The following is a 16,893-nucleotide window of genomic DNA, read 5'->3' on the forward strand; positions in this document are numbered from 1 at the left end:
CCCGCTCACTCTTGCCCTGCGGCGGGCATCGGCTAAGTCTTTGCCAAGGGGAGACCACATCGCATGACCGACTATGCCGAAATCGACATCGCCGCGGCCGGTGACGACGTCCAGCTGGGCCGCAGCCTGGAAAACCGCCATGTCACCATGATCACGCTGGGCGGGATCATCGGTGCGGGGCTGTTTGTCGGATCGAGCACCACGATCAGCCAGGTCGGCCCGGCGGCGGTGGTCTCGTTCGGGATCGCTGGCCTCGCGGTGATGCTGGTGATGCGGATGATCTCGGAAATGGCCAGCTCGCTCGACGGCGTGCAGGCCTTTCCCGATTTCGCCCGCGAAGGGATCGGCCACTGGGCCGGCTACCTGTCGGGCTGGCTCTACTGGTATTTCTGGGCGGTGGTGGTCGCGGTTGAGGCGGTCGCCGGGGCCAAGATCCTGCGCGAATGGTATCCGATGTTCGCCGAATGGCAGATCGGCGTTGCGCTAATGCTGGCGCTGACTGCGGTCAATCTGCTCTCGACCCGCGCCTATGGCGAGTTCGAATTCTGGTTCTCGCTGATCAAGGTCGGCGCGATCCTGGCCTTCATTGCGATCGCCGGGGCCTGGGTGCTGGGGATCACCAATCCGGCCGGGGCCAGCGTGGCCAACTGGACCCAGCACGGCGGTTTCGCCCCCAATGGCTGGGGGCTGGTGCTGGCGGCGGTGGCATCGACCATCTTCACCATGTGCGGCGCCGAAATTGCCACGATCGCGGCCGCCGAAAGCAAGGAAAGCGCCAAGGTGATCGCACGGCTTTCGCTGTCGGTCTCGGCCCGGATCCTGATCTTCTATGTCATCACCCTGGCGCTGATCGTTGCGATTTTGCCGTGGAACGGGGTGGTGGCGGGCTATTCACCCTTCGCCGCGACGCTGGAGGCGATCCATGTGCCGGGCGGCAAGTTCATCATGACCTGTCTGGTGCTGGTGGCGGTGCTGTCGTGCCTCAATTCGAGCCTCTACATCACCTCGCGCACGCTGTTTGGCCTGGCCAAGCACGGCGATGCGCCGCAGTGGCTGGTGCAGGTCAACCGCCGCAAGGTTCCGGCCCGCGCAATCATCGCCGCCAGCCTGTTCAGCTATGCCGCCTATGCCGCCGAGCGGCTTTCGCCCAACACGGTATTCAGCTTCCTGATCAACAGCTCGGGCGCGACCATGCTGCTGCTCTACATCCTGTGCGCGGTGGCGCAGCTCAGGATCCGCAGCCGGCTTGACCAGACCGCGCCGGACAAGATCCAGGTCCGGATGTGGCTGTTCCCCTGGCTGACCCTGGCCACGATCGCGGTGATGAGCGCAGTGCTGCTGTTCATGGCGCTGAACCCCGCGCGCCAGATCGAGCTGTGGACCAGCTTGCTGGTGGCCGGGCTGTTCCTGCTGGGTTTCGGATTAGTGAAAAAGGCCAGAGTGTAGTTCCTCTCCGGTACGGGGAGGGGGACCACGAAGTGGCGGAGGGGCACGGGCGAGTTTTCCTGATGTCTCAGGATCACCCGCGCGTGCCCCTCCACCATCCTTCGGATGGTCCCCCTCCCCTGAAGGGGAGGAATCGGCTCAGTTCTTTTCCTGATCGACCAGCTTGTTCTTGCCGATCCACGGCATCATCGCGCGCAGCTTGCTGCCGGTCTGTTCGATCGGGTGGGCTTCGGCGGCCTTGCGGGCAGCCTTCAACTCGGGCTGGCCGGCGCGGTTGTCGAGCACGAAGTTCTTCACGAACCGGCCCGACTGGATGTCGGCCAGCACGCGCTTCATTTCAGCCTTGGTTTCGGCGGTGATGATCCGCGGGCCGGTGGTGATGTCACCGTATTCGGCGGTGTTGCTGATCGAATAGCGCATGTTGGCGATCCCGCCTTCATAGAGCAGGTCGACGATCAGCTTGGTTTCGTGGAGGCATTCGAAATAGGCCATTTCCGGGGCGTAGCCGGCTTCGACCAGGGTTTCGAACCCGGCCTGGATCAGGTGGGTGATCCCGCCGCACAGCACGGCCTGCTCGCCGAACAGGTCGGTTTCGCACTCTTCCTTGAAATTGGTCTCGATGATGCCCGAACGGCCGCCGCCCACGCCCGAGGCATAGGCCAGGGCCACGTCATGGGCATTGCCCGAAGCGTCCTGGTGGACCGCGATCAGGCACGGCACGCCGCCGCCCTTCAGATATTCGCCGCGCACGGTGTGGCCGGGGCCCTTGGGTGCGATCATGATCACGTCGATATCGGCCGGGGCCTCGATCAGGCCGAAATGGATGTTGAGGCCGTGGGCGAAGGCCAGCGCGCTGCCGGGCTTCATGTTGCCCTTGAGGTCGTTTTCCCAGATCGCGGCCTGATGCTCGTCGGGGGCCAGGATCATCAGCACGTCGGCCCAGGCCGCGGCATCCTTGTTGCTCATCACCTTGAACCCGGCGGCCTCGGCCTTCTTGGCGCTGGCCGAGCCGGGGCGCAGTGCGATCGCCACGTCCTTGACCCCGCTGTCGCGCAGGTTCTGGGCATGGGCGTGGCCCTGGCTGCCATAGCCAAGCACGGCGATCTTGCGATCGGTGACCAGGTTCAGGTCGGCGTCGGCGTCGTAGTAAACCTTCATGTTGAGTTCCTGCTTCCTAACTTGGTGTCGTCAATTTCAAGAGATCCCGTTCGTGCTGAGGAGGGGACTGAGCTTGTCGAAGGCCCCGTCTCGAAGCACCGTGGTGCCAGGGTCCTTCGAGACGCCTTCGGCCTTCGACAAGCTCAGTCCTGCGGCTCCTCAGGACGAACGGGTTTGGGGTTAAGGGGACAGTTCATGCCGCTCCGGCTCCGCGCATCATGCCGACCACGCCGGTGCGGCCAACTTCGACCAGCCCCAGTTCGCGCATCAGGCCGACGAAGCGGTCGATCTTGTCCGGCGCGCCGGTCAGTTCAAACACAAAGCTGCTGGTGGTGGTGTCGATCACATTGGCGCGGAACACTTCGGCCAGCCGCAGTGCCTCGACCCGCGCGTCGCCGGTGCCGGCCACCTTGACTAGCGCCAGTTCGCGCTCAACGTGATCGCCCGCTTCGGTCAGGTCGGTGACCTTGTGGACCGGGACCAGCCGGTCAAGCTGGGCATGGATCTGGTCGATCACCGCCGGCGGACCGTGGGTGACGATGGTGATCCGGCTGACCGCGTGGTTTTCGGTGATGTCGGCCACGGTCAGGCTGTCGATGTTGTAACCGCGCGCGGTGAACAGCCCGGCGATCTTGGCCAGGATCCCGGCTTCGTTATCGACCGTGATGGTCAGGACGTGGCGTTCCGACGCCTCTTTGCGGATCTTCATCATCGCCTCTTACACCAGCGCCTTGGCTTCGTCGTCCATCGTTCCGGCCACCTGGTCGCCGTAGAGGATCATTTCGGTATGCGCCGCGCCCGATGGGATCATCGGATAGCAATTGGCTTCCTTGGCGACCAGGCAATCGACGATCACCGGGCCGGGATGATCGATCATCGCCTGGATCCCGGCGTCGAGATCAGCCTCGCTTTCTCTCCGGATGCCCTTCCAGCCATAGGCTTCTGCCAGCTTCACGAAGTCTGGCAGGGAATCGCTGTAACTCTCTGAATAACGGCTTTCATAGGTCAGTTCCTGCCATTGGCGGACCATCCCCATCCATTCGTTGTTGAGCACGAAGACCTTGACCGGCAGCCGGTACTGCGTGGCGGTGCCCAGTTCCTGGATGTTCATCTGGATCGAGGCGTCGCCGGCGATGTCGATCACCAGATTATCGGGATTGCCCAGCTGCGCGCCGATCGCGGCGGGCAGGCCATAACCCATGGTGCCAAGCCCGCCCGAGGTCAGCCACTTGCCCGGCTGGAACATCGGGAAATACTGCGCCGCCCACATCTGGTGCTGGCCCACTTCGGTGGCGATCACCGGATTGCGATCCTTGGTCAGTTCATACAGCCGCTCGATCGCGAGCTGCGGCATGATCGCTTCCTTGCGCAGCGGATAGGCCAGGCTCTTGCGCGAACGCCAGCCGTCGATCCGGGCCTTCCATTCGCTCAGGTCCTGCGGCTTGCGATTGTCCCAGGCCGCAATCAGCTGATCGAGCACAGCCGCGCAATCGCCCAGGATCGGCAGGTCAACCGGCACGGTCTTGTTGATCGAGGCACGATCGATATCGATGTGGATCTTGGTCGAATTGGGGGCGAAGGCGTCGAGCCGTCCGGTCACCCGGTCATCGAAACGCGCACCGACGCAGAGGATCAGATCGGCCCGGTTCATCGCCATATTGGCTTCGAAGGTGCCGTGCATCCCCAGCATGCCCAGCCAGTCGGCATGATCGGCCGGGAAGGCGCCCAGGCCCATCAGCGTCGAGGTGACGGGCGCGCCGGTCAGGCTCTGCAACTGGCGCAGCAGTTCGCTGGCGCGGGGGCCGGAATTGATCACGCCGCCGCCGGTGTAAAACACCGGGGCCTTGGCATTGGCCAGGAGCTCGATCGCCCGGGCAATGTCGCGTTCGCTGGCGGCATGGGGCGGATTGTAGCGCTGCTTGCGCTGCGGGCCGGCCTCGTCCCAGCGGGCCGAGGCGACCTGAACGTCCTTGGGAATGTCGATCACCACCGGGCCGGGGCGGCCGGTGGTGGCGATCTGAAACGCCTCGTCGATCACGGCGGCCAGATCGGCGGGGTCTTTTACCAGATAGTTGTGCTTGGTGCAGTGGCGGGTGATGCCGATCGTATCGGCTTCCTGGAACGCGTCGGACCCGATCAGGCCGGTGGCGACCTGTCCGGTGATCACCACCAGCGGGATCGAATCGAGAAAGGCATCGGCAATCCCTGTGACCGCATTGGTCGCGCCGGGGCCCGAGGTGACCAGCACCACGCCCGGCTTGCCGGTCGAGCGGGCATAGCCTTCGGCGGCATGCGCCGCGCCGGCCTCGTGACGGACCAGCACGTGGCGGATCCGCTCGTCACCGAACAGGGCATCGTAAATCGGCAGCACCGCGCCGCCCGGGTAGCCGAAGACGAACTCCACTCCCTGCCGCACCAGGCTTTCGACCAGGATGCTTGCGCCGCTGCGCTCCTCGCTCACGTCATTCACCTTTCACTTCTGCCCGGTCAGGTGCCGTTGGCGGGGAGGGGCCCCCTGAAAGGACCGACCCGGCACAGGGGCCTGTGCCGGGTCTCCTCTCCAACTCACGGCGCTCTGGCAAGAGCGGATCTGGTGGCGGCCTCTATGAGATGGAAAATGTCATGTCAAGCGCTAATCGCGCAATAAAGATACAAACAAAGCCTCTGGATCGAAATCTTTTGCCTCGATCCGGGGCCATGTGTCCGGCGGCTGGTTGCGCAGCCAGGTAAATTGGCGCTTGGCATAGTTGCGGGTTGCCTGGCTGGCCCGCGATTCCGCTTCGGACAGGGGCAATTCGCCCCGCAGGTGACCGGCCAGTTCGGGCACGCCGATCGCGCGCATCACCGGCAGGTCGGGATCGAGCCGGCGCGCCAGCAGCGCCGCGACCTCGTCCAGCGCCCCTTGCTCCAGCATCCGTGCAAAGCGCTGTTCGCAGCGGGCATAGAGCCAGTCGCGCGGCGGCAGCAGGATCACCGGATGGAGCGTGACCATGTCAGCAATCCCGCCGCTGCGTTCGGCTTGCCAGTGCGCCAGCGGCTGGCCGGTCGATCGCACCACCTCCAGCGCCCGGGCGATCCGGGTGGTGTCACCGGGGTCAAGCCGCGCCGCGCGTTCGGGGTCTTCGGCCCGCAATGCCGCATAGGCCTCGGCCAACGGCATGGCCCGCACCGCTGCACGGACCTGCGGATCGATCGGCGGCACCGGGGCGATCCCGTCCAGCAGCGTCTGGATATAGAGCCCCGTCCCGCCGACCAGGATCGGCACCGCGCCGCGGGCATGGACTTCGGCAATCTCCGTGCGCGCCGCTGCGGCCCAGTCGGCTGCCGAACAGCTATCCGCGCCGTCCCAGGTGCCGAACAGGCGGTGCTCGATCCCTTGCATCTCGGCGGGCGAGGGGCGGGCAGAGAGCACTGCCAGGTCGGCATAGACCTGCGCGCTGTCGGCATTGATCACCACGCCTTCGCGTCCGCGCGCTTTCAGTCCCAAAGCGAGGCGCACCGCCAGATCGCTCTTGCCGCTGGCAGTCGGCCCTGCAATGAGCGCGAGCGGCGGCCGACTGGCCGAGTCAGGGGAAGACGACGTGTTCATTGCGCGGGTGATAGCAGATCGAACGGCGCTGTCCGCCCACTTGGAGCGAGCTGTGCACGCAATCGAGGCCTCCGGCGCGAAAGTGCTGGGCGCCGATCCGCTGCCGCATGACGAAGGCGTGCTGCAATTTATCACCGATGGCGCCAATGCTGATGTGCTGCGCGGGGTGATCGATCGCCATTTCCAGCCCAGCGACCTGCTGATTGCCGATCACTTGCCCAATCTGCCGGGGGTGTTCGTGTCAGACATGGATTCGACCATGATCGGCCAGGAATGCATCGATGAGCTGGCCGATTTTGCCGGGCTGAAAGACCAGATCGCCGCGATCACCGAACGCGCGATGCAGGGCGAGCTCGACTTTGCCGAAGCATTGACCGAGCGGGTGCGGCTGCTGGGCGGGCTGGGCGAGGATGCGATCCAGCAATGCCTTGACCAGCGGATCCGCGACATGCCCGGTGCCGGGCGGCTGGTCGCAACGCTGCGGGCCCATAGCTGCGAGACGGTGCTGGTCACCGGGGGCTTCCACCAGTTTGCCGATCCGGTGGCTGAACGGCTGGGCTTTGAACGTGTGGTGGGCAACCGGCTGGCGGTCAGCCACGGCAAGCTGACCGGCGGGCTGCTAGGCGATATCGTTGACAGCGCGGTCAAGGAACGGGTGCTGCGTGAATGCGTCGCTGGTGCCGATGGCGCGCACAGCCTGGCGACCGGCGATGGCGCCAACGACATTCCGATGCTGGTCGCGGCCAGTTACGGCGTGGCCTATCACGCCAAGCCCAAGGCTCGTGCGGCCGCCAATGGCGCGATCGACCAGGGCGATCTGACCAGCGTGCTGCGCCTGCTGGGAATCGCCGAAGCGGACTGGGCCTAGGCCGATTTCCTGCCGCTGCGCCAAGCGGCCAGTCGCAGCCCCAGCGCCAGCAGGCACAGCGTTACACCATAGATCGCCTCTGGCCGGGTCAACGGATCGGCCAGGCGTTTGGCATAAGCCAGCGTGAAGATAAGCCAGATGTAGTGAATGCCGAAGCTGTGGAGCCGTTTCCAGTTGCGGCCCATGGCCCGCATTGCCGCGTCGTTTGACGTAAGTGCCATCAGGTACATGACCAGATAGGCCGTGCCGCCCGGGATCAGCGATCCGATCGTCCGCACCTCGCTGCTGGCCTGGACCGCCTGGACCAGTGCATAAAGGTGCACCGTGTGGCACGCGGCAAAACCCAGGCCCCACCAGCGCCGCGCCTGCCAGATGCTGCGCGTGAAAGCGCCGGGCCACAGCCTGCCGAGCGATGAGGCCAGATAGGTCAGCAGGAAGATCGGCAGGCCAATCCGTGCGGTCCAGCGTGCGGCGCGGCCCCACTGTGCGGCAGCATCGCCGCCGCCGGACAGGCCAAGATAGAGCGCGGCAAGGCCGGCGAGCAATCCGAATGCCAGGGGCCAGCGCCGAGCCATCATCCCGTTCTCCCAACTGTCTGTTCCCGATTAGGTAACGCAATTGCAACTTGATCGCCATCACAATTGGCTGTATTGACACTTCTGTAAGTAAGTCGCATTAACAGGCTCGCCATGAACATGATGACCGCCCCGCTCGACGCCAAGCCGGCCCATCCGCAGGCCCATGTGGATTTTGCTGCGCCCGACCTGCCGATGATGCTGCCGGGCCGTCCGCCTGCGCGCTACAATCTGCCCAAGGCCTGGCACCACTTCAAGGAACTGGTGAAGGACAAGGAAGATACCTCGCAGGTCGCGCCGATCTTTGAATCGCTGCCCTGGCGCGGGATCTATGACGCGGCGCTTGGCTTCCTGAAGACCGAGCGTGCGCAGGAAATCCGCCGCAAGGAACCTTCGCTGGTGGCGCTGCTCGACGATCATGATGCGCTGCGCAAGCTGCCCAAGGGCAGCCTGGCCCAGGTCTATTGCGACTTCATGGAGCGTGAAGGGCTCTCGGCGCAGGGGCTGGTCGATGAACTCGACAAGAACCGCCCCGCCGACATGTACTGGGACGATCAGGTTTCGTGGTACTTCAACCGCATGCGCGACACGCATGACCTGCTCCACATCCTCAGCGGGTTCGGCCGCGATGCGCTGGGCGAACAGTGCGTGCTGGCCTTCACCTACAGCCAGCAGCCCAGCCCGGCGCACCTGTTCCTGGGCTATGCCGGGGCGCTCGAAATTCGCAAGCACCCGGTCAAGGTGCCGGTCTTCCGCGCGGTGCGTGAAGCCCAGAACATGGGCAAGGCCTGCCCGCGGCTGGTCGAGATGTCGATCAGCGAACTGTTGCCGCTGCCGATCGAGGAAGTTCGCGCCAGGCTGAACATCAAGCCGCCGCGCTTCTACAACGAAGCCCATGCCACATGGCGTGCCGCAGGTATCGATCCGTACGACCTGATGGCGCCGGTCAAGCAGGCGGCCTAGCCCCCAAGTTCCTCTCCATTTTCCGCGAAGGCGGCAAATGGGGAGGTGGATCGGCCGTCAGGCCGAGACGGAGGGGTACAGACGCGAGGGCAGAGACCCCTCCGTCATTTGCTGGCGCAAATGCCACCTCCCCATTTGTGGCTTTCACCAAAAATGGAGAGGGACTGCTCAGCGCAGCTCCTTCCTGATCACCAGCTTCAGGCCTGACCAGACATCATCCACCGCGCAGACCTTGGTATCGACGAAGCCCAGCGGCAGACACAGTTCGCGGATAGTAGCCTCGGTGATGTCGGTCGGCACGTTCGATGCCTGCTTGGGCCAGCTGACCCACACCTGACCATCCGCGGCAATCTGCTGGCGCAGTGCCTTCAGCCGCGCCTCCAGCACCGCGCGTTCGGCGGTGAACACATGCGCGGCATCGATCCCTTCGGCCGGGTCGGCCACAAAGGTCAGTTCCAGCGCATATTCGGCAATCTCATCGAACACGTCCTCGGGCATGCCATCGAACCATACCCGCTGCCCGTCGCGCAGCGACAGTTTCTTGGCGAGCGGGGTGCCGGAATAGCCTGTGGTCATCTCACCAAACTCCCAAGATCAGCCGAACCTAACCTTATTCGTCGCCCCGGACTTGATCCGGGGGCCCGCTTTTCTTCTGAAACCTATCTGCCAAACGCAAGATTGGAGAAGGCAGCGGGACCCCGGGTCAAGCCCGGGGTGACGATGTGAGGGAAGGAAGGCTCAGCCTTCCATCCAGTCGCGGAAAAAGCTTTCGCTGGCCTCGCGCAGGGCGGAAAGCGCGATCGGCTTGCCGTTGACTTCCAGCGCATCACCGCCGGTCCGGCCGATCAGCATCAGCGGCAGGTCAAGCCCTTCGAGCGCACCGGCATCGGGCAGGGTGACGACATAGCGCGATTGCGCTTCGCCAAAAGCCAGTCCGGCGTTCATCCCGTCCAGCTCAGCCCCGATCGACCCCGCCAACGCCATTTCGGCGATCGCCACCAGCAGGCCGCCATCGCTGACGTCATGGACGGCGGTGACCGTGCCGGTATCGATCAGGCCGCGGATCGCCTCGCCCAGCGTGCGTTCCAGCTCAAGATCGACCACCGGCGGATCGCCATCCTCGCGCCCGTGGATTTCGCGCAGATATAGCGACTGGCCCAGCTGGTCATAATTATAGCCGATGACCACGATGTCCTGATCGGCCGCCTTGAAAGCGATCGTCGCCATCGCCTCATGATCGTCCATCAGCCCGACGCCGCCGATCGCGGGGGTGGGCAGGATCGCCGAGCCGCCGCCGGTCGCCTTGCTTTCGTTGTAGAGGCTGACATTGCCCGAAACGATCGGATAGTCGAGCGCGCGGCAGGCATCGCCCATGCCGCGCAGGGCCTCGACGATCTGGGCCATGATTTCGGGCCGCTGCGGGTTGGCGAAGTTGAGGCAATTGGTGATTGCCAGCGGCTTGGCACCAACAGCTGAGATATTGCGATAGGTTTCGGCCACCGCCTGCTTGCCGCCTTCGTAGGGGTCGGCATAGCAATAGCGCGGGGTGCAATCGGTGCTGATCGCCAGCGCCTTCTTGTGCCCGTGGACGCGCACCACTGCCGCATCGCCGCCGCTTTTCTGCAGCGTATCGGCGCCAACCTGGCTGTCGTACTGTTCCCAGATCCAGCGCCGGCTGGCGAGATCGGGGCAGGCCATCAGCTTGAGCAGATCGGCGGCCAGATCGGTGCTTTCGGGCAGATCGCCCAGCGGGGCAACCTTGGCCCAGGCCTTGTATTCCGCAAGGCTGAGGTGCGGGCGGTCATAGAGCGGGGCTTCATCCGCCAGCGGACCCAGCGGAATGTCGCAGACCACTTCGCCGTTCCATTCGAGCACCATGTGCCCGGTGTCGGTCACTTCGCCGATCACCGCGAAATCAAGCTCCCACTTGCGGAAGATCGCTTCGGCCATGGCTTCCTTGCCGGGCTTCAGCACCATCAGCATCCGCTCCTGGCTTTCGCTCAGCATCATTTCATAGGGCGTCATGCCCTCTTCGCGGCACGGCACCTGGTTCATGTTGAGCCGGATGCCGGCGCCGCCCTTGCTGGCCATTTCGACCGAGCTGGAGGTGAGGCCGGCTGCGCCCATGTCCTGGATCGCGACGATCGCGTCGGTCGCCATCAGTTCAAGGCAGGCCTCGATCAGCAGCTTTTCGGTGAAGGGATCGCCAACCTGCACAGTCGGGCGTTTTTCCTCCGAATCCTCGCCAAAATCGGCGCTGGCCATGGTTGCGCCGTGGATCCCGTCGCGGCCGGTCTTGGACCCGACATAGACGATCGGATTGCCCAGGCCGGTGGCCGCGCAGTAGAAGATCTTGTCGGTATCGGCGACGCCCACGGTCATCGCGTTGACCAGGATGTTGCCGTCATAGGCCGGGTGGAAGTTGGTTTCGCCGCCCACGGTCGGCACGCCCACGCAATTGCCGTAGCCACCGATGCCCGCGACAACGCCCTTGACCAGCGACTTCATCTTGGGATGGTCGGGCCGGCCAAAGCGCAGCGCGTTCATGTTGGCGACCGGGCGCGCGCCCATGGTGAAGACATCGCGCAGGATCCCGCCGACACCCGTTGCCGCGCCCTGGTAGGGCTCGATGTAGCTGGGGTGGTTGTGGCTCTCCATCTTGAAGATCGCCGCCTGGCCATCGCCGATGTCGATCACGCCGGCATTCTCGCCGGGGCCGCAGATCACCCAGGGGGCCTCGGTCGGCAGCTTCTTGAGGTGCAGGCGGCTCGACTTGTAGCTGCAATGCTCGGACCACATGACCGAGAAGATGCCCAGCTCGACCAGGTTCGGCTCGCGCCCCAGTGCGTGGAGCACATGCGCGTATTCTTCCTCGGACAGCCCGTGCTGGGCGACGACATCGGGAGTGATTTCGGACATGCGCGGCCCTTAGCCGCGCGCGCGCGATTGGGCTAGCCCGATCAGGTGGGTTGGCGCTCGCTTTTCCCCATCCACCATGCCGCCAGCGTGGCCAGGCCATAGGCGAAGAAGGCGAGATAGCTGGTACCGGGCGTCACCTGGGGCTCAACCGGGCCGAACCAGTTGATCGCCTGCAGCGCCAGCAGCACCCCGGCCAATATCAGGACCCGCGCCAGTGCAGGCCGGCGAACCCGGGCGTACCACCACAGCGCACCAAAGGTGATCCCCAGTTCCAGCGGCATTTCGGCGGCCGGATGGTTCCACAGGCCCAGGCCCAGTTTGGGCGGCGATCCGGCCAGCGTCAGGTCAGGAACGTGGACCAGCAAGTCAAGGAACCAGTGGCTCAGCACCACCGCACCGCCGATCAGTCCGCCCGCGACGTCACGCAGCACCAGTGACCGGCCCAGCCAGACCGCCCCGGCAAAGCCCAGCGCCCCCAGCAGGCTGTGGGTATAGGGCATGTGATAGAGGTCCATCGGGTTCATCGCGCTGATCCCGGGGGTGACGCGCATGCGTTCGGCCCCGGTCAACAGCAGCGCGAAAAACGCCCAGTCGATCAGCTGTGCGCCCACGAACAGCAGGGCAATCGGCGGTGCCTTGCGGCTGGCCGCCGATGCCGCCAGCGCGGGCGCCCAGTGGCCGATGAACACTTAGCCGAGGCCGGGCGAGAGGCGCGAGACCACGAAAGTGGCGAAACCGGCGGCAAACCCGCTGGCCACGGTGCCCCAGGCCAGGTCGATCAGCGTCACCTGCACCGGCCAGACCTTCAGCGTGGCCTGGTTGGTAAGATCATAGGTGGCATAGCAGACCAGCCCGATCAGCATGCCGTGCAGGATCGACAGCGGCACCCCGGCGAACATCGTCGAGGCGGTGGCGTTGGCGCTGAGCAGGCCGGGCAGCACCGCGAAATAGGTCAGCGCGGCGGTGAACAGCAGATAGAAGGCGATCGCCGGGCCCATCCGGAACTTGTCGGTCATCAGTTCGCCCAGCGCAGGGCGATAGAGCATCGGCACCGCATTGCGCAGCCAGACTGCATCGAGAACAGCAAAGGCCAGAGCGGTTACGGCATAGGCCATCAAAATCTTTACGAGCATAAATCTCCCCAGGCGGCAGGTGCCGCAGTGCCTTGCAACTTGACCCGTGCGGCGGCTGCGGTCAATGCTCTTGGCCATGAGCGAGACCGATCCAGACATTGCCGCCCTGTCGTTTGAAGAGGCGCTGCGCGCGCTTGAAGAGGTGGTGCGCAAGCTGGAAAGCGGGGAAGTGCCGCTCGACGCGACGATCGACCTCTATGAACGCGGTGAAAAGCTGCGCAAGCACTGCCAGGCCCGGCTTGATGCCGCCCAGGCGCGGATCGAACGCGTGGTGACCGGGGCCGGGGGCGCGGCCACCGGCACCCAGCCGTTCGACGCCTGACCATGGGTGTTCCCGATCCGCTGCTGGCCGAATCGCTGGCCAGGATCGCGCGCGATGTCGATTCGATGTTCGATGCGTTGCTGCCCAGCGCGACCGACAACCGTTCGGTGCTGGACCAGGCGATGCGCCATGCGGCGATCGGCGGCGGCAAGCGGCTGCGCCCGCTGCTGCTGACCGCGACTGCGGCGATGTACGGCGTCGATCACGCCCAGGCACTGCGCGCCGGCATCGCGATCGAGGCGGTCCATGCCTATTCGCTGGTTCACGACGACCTGCCGTGCATGGATGATGACGAGCTGCGCCACGGCAAGCCCACGGTCCACAAGGCCTTTGGCGAGGCGGTGGCGGTGCTGGTCGGCGATGCGCTGCAGGCCTTCGCGTTTGAAGTGCTGGCCGATCCCGCCACCAGCGGCGATCCGTTCGTGCGGGCCGAACTGGTCAAGGTTCTGGCCCAGGCGGCGGGCGCGGGCGGCATGGTCGGCGGGCAGATGCTCGACATCGCAGGGGAAGGGCAGGCGCTGGGCCTGCCCGAGATTACCCGGCTGCAACAGCTCAAGACCGGGGCGCTGCTGGGCGCGGCGGTGGAAATGGGCGCGGTGCTGGGCAAGGTCCCGGCGGAAGGGCGCACGCACCTGCGCGGCTATGCCCGCGACCTTGGGCTGGCCTTCCAGATTGCCGACGACCTGCTCGATCACGAGGGCGATGCCGCCAAGGCCGGCAAGGCGCTGCGCAAGGATGCCGGGGCCGGCAAGCAGACCTTCGTGGCCGTGCTGGGCGCAGACCGCGCGCGTGAACAGGCGCAGATGCTGGTCGATCAGGCCATTGCGCATCTGGGGCATCACGGGCAGGAAGCCGATGTTCTGCGCGCGCTGGCGCGCTATATTGTCGAGAGGGATCACTGATGAAGCGTATCGGCGTTTATCCCGGCACCTTCGACCCGATCACGCTGGGTCACATGGATATCATCGAACGCGGCGCCAAGCTGGTGGACGAGCTGATCATCGGCGTCACCACCAATATCGCCAAGAACCCGATGTTCGGCGATGACGAGCGGATCGCGATGGTCGAACGCGAAGTGGCGGGGATCGGCAATGCCAAGATCCGGGTGGTCGGGTTCAATTCGCTGCTGATGGATTTCGCCGATGCGATGGGCGCGCAGGTGGTAATCCGCGGGATCCGCGGCGTGACCGACTTCGAATACGAGTACCAGCTGACCGGCATGAACCGCCAGCTCAACCACGAGGTTGAGACGGTGTTCCTGATGGCCGACGTCTCGCTGCAGCCGATTGCCTCGCGGCTGGTCAAGGAAATCGCGATCTATGGCGGCGAGATTTCCAAATTCGTCACCCCGGCGGTGCGCGACGATGTAGTGGCCCGGATCGCCGCGCGCGGTTGATCCGGCTGTTCATTGCCTGAAACCGTTCATTGCCATGACAGGCGCGCGGCGCTATCCCGCGCTGCAATTGTAACCTGCGAGTACCCACAGCCCATGAATCGCCGCACCCTTGCCGTCCTGATCCTTCCCCTGGTGCTGTCCGCGTGCGGTGTGTTCGGGGGCAAGCCTGCGGCGCCGGTCACCGCCGCACCTGTGGCATTGAACACCTACGTCAATCCCGATCCGGCGTTCGAGCCCGACAATGTGCTGGCGCTGGACCTGTCGAACGGCGGGCGGGTGCTGATCCGGCTGATGCCGCAATGGGCGCCGGGTCATGTCGAGCGGATCAAGACGCTGACCAAGCAGGGTTTCTATAACGGCGTGATTTTTCACCGCGTGATCGAAGGCTTCATGGCCCAGGGTGGCGATCCGACCGGGACCGGCACCAGTGGTTCGTCGCTGCCCGATCTCAAGGCCGAATTCAATTCGATCCCGCATGTCCGCGGCTCGGTTTCGATGGCGCGCACCGATCAGCCGGATACCGCCAACAGCCAGTTCTTCATCGTCTTCTATCCGCGCTTCGCGCTCGATCGCCGCTATACCAATTTCGGACGGGTGATCGCCGGGATGGACGTGGTCGATGCAATTACCCGTGGTGAGCCGCCGGCCAACCCGACCAAGATCGTGCAGGCTTCGTTGCTGTCCGAAGGCAAGGCCCCGCCGGCTGCTCCGGTCGCTCCGACCCAGCCGGCGATCACGGCTGACATGCTGAGCAATTCGAAGTCGAACTGATCGGCAAACCCCGCTAGGGCGGCGCGATGCGCGTTGACCTGTTCGATTTTGAGCTTCCTTCAGACCTGATCGCCCTGCGCCCGGCGCGGCCGCGCGATGCAGCGCGGCTGTTGCTGGTGCCGGGTGCCGGTGACTTTGCCGATCTGACTGTGCGCGACCTGCCCACCTTGCTGCGCCGGGGCGATGTGCTGGTGTTCAACGATACCCGCGTGATCCCCGCCCAGCTGGAAGGCCGCCGGGGCGCGGCGCGGATCGGGGCGACCCTGCACAAGCGGATCGACCTGCGCCGCTGGCAGGCCTTCATCCGCAACGCCAAGCGGCTGCACGCAGGCGATACGATCGAATTCGCGAACCAGGTTTCGGCCCTGGCCGAACAGCGGCTCGACGATGGCAGCTGGGTGCTGGCCTTTGCCGGTGACGAGCCGGTTGAGGTCTTGCTGGAGCGCGCCGGGCAGATGCCGCTGCCACCCTACATCGCCGGCAAGCGCCCGACCGATGAGGCCGACCGGTCCGACTACCAGACGATGTTTGCCGCGCAGGACGGAGCGGTTGCCGCGCCCACCGCCGCGCTGCACTTCACGCCCGAACTGCTTGCGGCATTGGCCGAGGCGGGGATCGGCCACGAAGCGGTGACGCTGCATGTCGGTGCGGGCACCTTCCTGCCGGTCAAGGTTGACGATACCGCCGATCACCGGATGCACGCCGAATGGGGCACGATCGCGCCTGAGGTGGCAGAGCGGCTCAATCAGGCGCGCCGGGCCGGGGGCAGGGTGATCGCGGTTGGCACCACCAGCCTGCGCCTGCTGGAAAGCGCGGCGGCCGAAGACGGCACGATTCAGCCATTCAGCGGCGACACCGCGATCTTCATCACCCCCGGTTACCGCTTCAAGGGCATCGACGGACTGATGACCAATTTTCACTTGCCCAAATCGACCCTGTTCATGCTGGTAAGCGCGCTGATGGGGCGTGATCGAATGCAGGCGGCCTATGCCCATGCGATCGCGCAGGGCTATCGATTCTACAGCTACGGAGATTCTTCGCTGCTGCTGCCTTAAAATTTGAGGTCAGCCACCAGCGGCATATGGTCGCTAGCTGTCAACCAAAGCTCGGATCGACCGACCGCAAATGCGAAACCGGGCTCTTGAACCAGGCTCTGGTGCGCGAAAATGTAGTCAATGTGAAACGGACGATCAGGCTTTCGATAGAGGTAGAAAGTCGGAACGCTTTCTGCTCCCTGATCTTCCTCGAAAGCCTGATGATAGAGGCTGGTCAGTTCCAGCTGCGCCAACTTGGCAACGACATGGCTGTGGTTTCCCGTCCTGCGCGGCCTATCCCAGATCCGGTTGCTGTTGAAATCACCGCAGATGACAGCATTGGGGCCAAGCCTTGCGTGATTGGCCAGCAGGTAGCCCCACAGTTGGCCGATGTACGCTGCAGAGGCCGGTCTGGTTGACTGGGTCCAGACGCCCAGCAATTCGAACTTGTCGCCGATTCGGGCCGGAAGGAACAGTCTGAAATCCTCGCCGCACCAGTCCAGTGGCTCCAGACTGAGGTTGCTGCGGGCAAAGATTCCAAGCCCTTTTGAACGCAAGTCGCCGATCCACAAGTGGTTGCCGGCCCAATCCCGATATTCCGTCCCGTAGGCGGATGGATCCTCGCACTCTTGCACGACGAGGATGTCTGCATTCAGCGCGTCGAGAAGCTCGGTCTTGCGCCGAAGTCCGCCGTTGCAGTTCCAGGAGACTATCCGCAC

The 16,893-nt window shown here is 64.7% G+C and carries 18 protein-coding genes; 8 read left to right on the forward strand and 10 right to left on the reverse strand.

Annotation, left to right across the window (positions count from 1 at the left end):
• Positions 1–63 precede the first annotated feature (63 nt).
• The gene (locus tag IT549_RS08470; protein ID WP_292971936.1) at positions 64–1,446 is read left to right on the forward strand and encodes an amino acid permease; all 1,383 of its coding nucleotides are present in this window, start codon (positions 64–66) and stop codon (positions 1,444–1,446) included.
• 138 nt (positions 1,447–1,584) lie between these two features.
• On the opposite strand, the gene ilvC is transcribed toward IT549_RS08470, so the two are convergent.
• The 4 genes from ilvC to miaA all read right to left on the reverse strand — a co-directional run bounded on the left by ilvC (position 1,585) and on the right by miaA (position 6,193).
• The gene (gene ilvC, locus IT549_RS08475; RefSeq protein ID WP_292971938.1) at positions 1,585–2,604 is read right to left on the reverse strand and encodes a ketol-acid reductoisomerase; all 1,020 of its coding nucleotides are present in this window, start codon (positions 2,602–2,604) and stop codon (positions 1,585–1,587) included.
• 193 nt (positions 2,605–2,797) lie between these two features.
• The gene (gene ilvN, locus IT549_RS08480; RefSeq protein ID WP_292971940.1) at positions 2,798–3,313 is read right to left on the reverse strand and encodes an acetolactate synthase small subunit; all 516 of its coding nucleotides are present in this window, start codon (positions 3,311–3,313) and stop codon (positions 2,798–2,800) included.
• Between the two features lie 9 nt (positions 3,314–3,322).
• Positions 3,323–5,065, reverse strand: coding sequence for a biosynthetic-type acetolactate synthase large subunit (gene ilvB / locus IT549_RS08485; RefSeq protein ID WP_292971942.1), 1,743 nt, complete (start codon positions 5,063–5,065; stop codon positions 3,323–3,325).
• A 171-nt stretch (positions 5,066–5,236) separates the two neighbouring features.
• Complete coding sequence (miaA, locus tag IT549_RS08490; protein WP_292971945.1) at positions 5,237–6,193, reverse strand: tRNA (adenosine(37)-N6)-dimethylallyltransferase MiaA; 957 nt, start codon at positions 6,191–6,193, stop codon at positions 5,237–5,239.
• Positions 6,194–6,245: 52 nt separating this feature from the next.
• Between miaA and serB the strand changes: the two genes are divergently transcribed.
• Complete coding sequence (gene serB, locus IT549_RS08495; RefSeq protein WP_292971947.1) at positions 6,246–7,061, forward strand: phosphoserine phosphatase SerB; 816 nt, start codon at positions 6,246–6,248, stop codon at positions 7,059–7,061.
• Here the strand turns inward: serB and IT549_RS08500 are convergent.
• The gene (locus tag IT549_RS08500; protein WP_292971950.1) at positions 7,058–7,636 is read right to left on the reverse strand and encodes a hypothetical protein; all 579 of its coding nucleotides are present in this window, start codon (positions 7,634–7,636) and stop codon (positions 7,058–7,060) included. The genes serB and IT549_RS08500 overlap by 4 nt on opposite strands.
• Positions 7,637–7,750: 114 nt before the next feature.
• On the opposite strand from IT549_RS08500, the gene IT549_RS08505 reads away from it, so the two are divergent.
• Entirely contained in the window at positions 7,751–8,599 is an 849-nt protein-coding gene (locus IT549_RS08505) for a Coq4 family protein (protein WP_292971952.1), read from the forward strand.
• A gap of 168 nt (positions 8,600–8,767) precedes the next feature.
• Here the strand turns inward: IT549_RS08505 and IT549_RS08510 are convergent, their stop codons facing one another.
• From IT549_RS08510 to IT549_RS08525, 4 genes are all read right to left on the reverse strand, one after another.
• On the reverse strand, positions 8,768–9,175 hold the full coding sequence (locus IT549_RS08510) for a hypothetical protein (protein ID WP_292971954.1): 408 nt from the start codon (positions 9,173–9,175) through the stop codon (positions 8,768–8,770).
• 162 nt (positions 9,176–9,337) lie between these two features.
• Positions 9,338–11,518, reverse strand: a complete 2,181-nt coding sequence (gene purL, locus IT549_RS08515) for a phosphoribosylformylglycinamidine synthase subunit PurL (protein ID WP_292971957.1) — start codon at positions 11,516–11,518, stop codon at positions 9,338–9,340.
• Between the two features lie 41 nt (positions 11,519–11,559).
• Positions 11,560–12,207: a hypothetical protein gene (locus tag IT549_RS08520; RefSeq protein ID WP_292971959.1), complete on the reverse strand. Its 648-nt coding sequence runs from the start codon at positions 12,205–12,207 to the stop codon at positions 11,560–11,562.
• The gene (locus IT549_RS08525) at positions 12,208–12,651 is read right to left on the reverse strand and encodes a DUF2177 family protein (protein WP_292971961.1); all 444 of its coding nucleotides are present in this window, start codon (positions 12,649–12,651) and stop codon (positions 12,208–12,210) included.
• 76 nt (positions 12,652–12,727) lie between these two features.
• Here IT549_RS08525 and IT549_RS08530 point away from each other — a divergent pair, with 76 nt between their 5' ends.
• From IT549_RS08530 to queA, 5 genes are all read left to right on the forward strand, one after another.
• A complete protein-coding gene (locus tag IT549_RS08530) occupies positions 12,728–12,973 on the forward strand; it encodes an exodeoxyribonuclease VII small subunit (protein ID WP_292971963.1) in 246 nt (81 codons plus the stop codon).
• Positions 12,974–12,975: 2 nt separating this feature from the next.
• Positions 12,976–13,875 (forward strand): polyprenyl synthetase family protein, encoded by a 900-nt coding sequence (locus tag IT549_RS08535; RefSeq protein WP_292971966.1) that lies wholly within the window; start codon positions 12,976–12,978, stop codon positions 13,873–13,875.
• Positions 13,875–14,369: a pantetheine-phosphate adenylyltransferase gene (gene coaD / locus IT549_RS08540; protein WP_292971968.1), complete on the forward strand. Its 495-nt coding sequence runs from the start codon at positions 13,875–13,877 to the stop codon at positions 14,367–14,369. The genes IT549_RS08535 and coaD overlap by 1 nt, the downstream gene beginning before the upstream one ends.
• A gap of 93 nt (positions 14,370–14,462) precedes the next feature.
• The gene (locus IT549_RS08545; RefSeq protein ID WP_292971971.1) at positions 14,463–15,140 is read left to right on the forward strand and encodes a peptidylprolyl isomerase; all 678 of its coding nucleotides are present in this window, start codon (positions 14,463–14,465) and stop codon (positions 15,138–15,140) included.
• A gap of 26 nt (positions 15,141–15,166) precedes the next feature.
• On the forward strand, positions 15,167–16,195 hold the full coding sequence (gene queA, locus IT549_RS08550; RefSeq protein ID WP_292971974.1) for a tRNA preQ1(34) S-adenosylmethionine ribosyltransferase-isomerase QueA: 1,029 nt from the start codon (positions 15,167–15,169) through the stop codon (positions 16,193–16,195).
• On the opposite strand, the gene IT549_RS08555 is transcribed toward queA, so the two are convergent.
• Positions 16,192–16,893: an endonuclease/exonuclease/phosphatase family protein gene (locus IT549_RS08555; RefSeq protein WP_292971976.1), complete on the reverse strand. Its 702-nt coding sequence runs from the start codon at positions 16,891–16,893 to the stop codon at positions 16,192–16,194. The two genes, queA and IT549_RS08555, sit on opposite strands and share 4 nt — an antisense overlap.

The organism is Novosphingobium sp. (assembly GCF_020852455.1).
GTDB lineage: Bacteria > Pseudomonadota > Alphaproteobacteria > Sphingomonadales > Sphingomonadaceae > Novosphingobium.

Excerpts from the sequence above, each read along its gene's own strand:
- IT549_RS08470 (WP_292971936.1), top strand. The coding sequence starts at position 64 with ATGACCGACTATGCCGAAATCGACATCGCCGCGGCCGGTGACGACGTC.
- ilvC (WP_292971938.1), bottom strand. The coding sequence starts at position 2,604 with ATGAAGGTTTACTACGACGCCGACGCCGACCTGAACCTGGTCACCGAT.
- ilvN (WP_292971940.1), bottom strand. The coding sequence starts at position 3,313 with ATGAAGATCCGCAAAGAGGCGTCGGAACGCCACGTCCTGACCATCACG.
- miaA (WP_292971945.1), bottom strand. The coding sequence starts at position 6,193 with ATGAACACGTCGTCTTCCCCTGACTCGGCCAGTCGGCCGCCGCTCGCG.
- IT549_RS08500 (WP_292971950.1), bottom strand. The coding sequence starts at position 7,636 with ATGGCTCGGCGCTGGCCCCTGGCATTCGGATTGCTCGCCGGCCTTGCC.
- IT549_RS08505 (WP_292971952.1), top strand. The coding sequence starts at position 7,751 with ATGAACATGATGACCGCCCCGCTCGACGCCAAGCCGGCCCATCCGCAG.
- IT549_RS08510 (WP_292971954.1), bottom strand. The coding sequence starts at position 9,175 with ATGACCACAGGCTATTCCGGCACCCCGCTCGCCAAGAAACTGTCGCTG.
- purL (WP_292971957.1), bottom strand. The coding sequence starts at position 11,518 with ATGTCCGAAATCACTCCCGATGTCGTCGCCCAGCACGGGCTGTCCGAG.
- IT549_RS08525 (WP_292971961.1), bottom strand. The coding sequence starts at position 12,651 with ATGCTCGTAAAGATTTTGATGGCCTATGCCGTAACCGCTCTGGCCTTT.
- IT549_RS08530 (WP_292971963.1), top strand. The coding sequence starts at position 12,728 with ATGAGCGAGACCGATCCAGACATTGCCGCCCTGTCGTTTGAAGAGGCG.
- IT549_RS08535 (WP_292971966.1), top strand. The coding sequence starts at position 12,976 with ATGGGTGTTCCCGATCCGCTGCTGGCCGAATCGCTGGCCAGGATCGCG.
- coaD (WP_292971968.1), top strand. The coding sequence starts at position 13,875 with ATGAAGCGTATCGGCGTTTATCCCGGCACCTTCGACCCGATCACGCTG.
- IT549_RS08545 (WP_292971971.1), top strand. The coding sequence starts at position 14,463 with ATGAATCGCCGCACCCTTGCCGTCCTGATCCTTCCCCTGGTGCTGTCC.
- queA (WP_292971974.1), top strand. The coding sequence starts at position 15,167 with ATGCGCGTTGACCTGTTCGATTTTGAGCTTCCTTCAGACCTGATCGCC.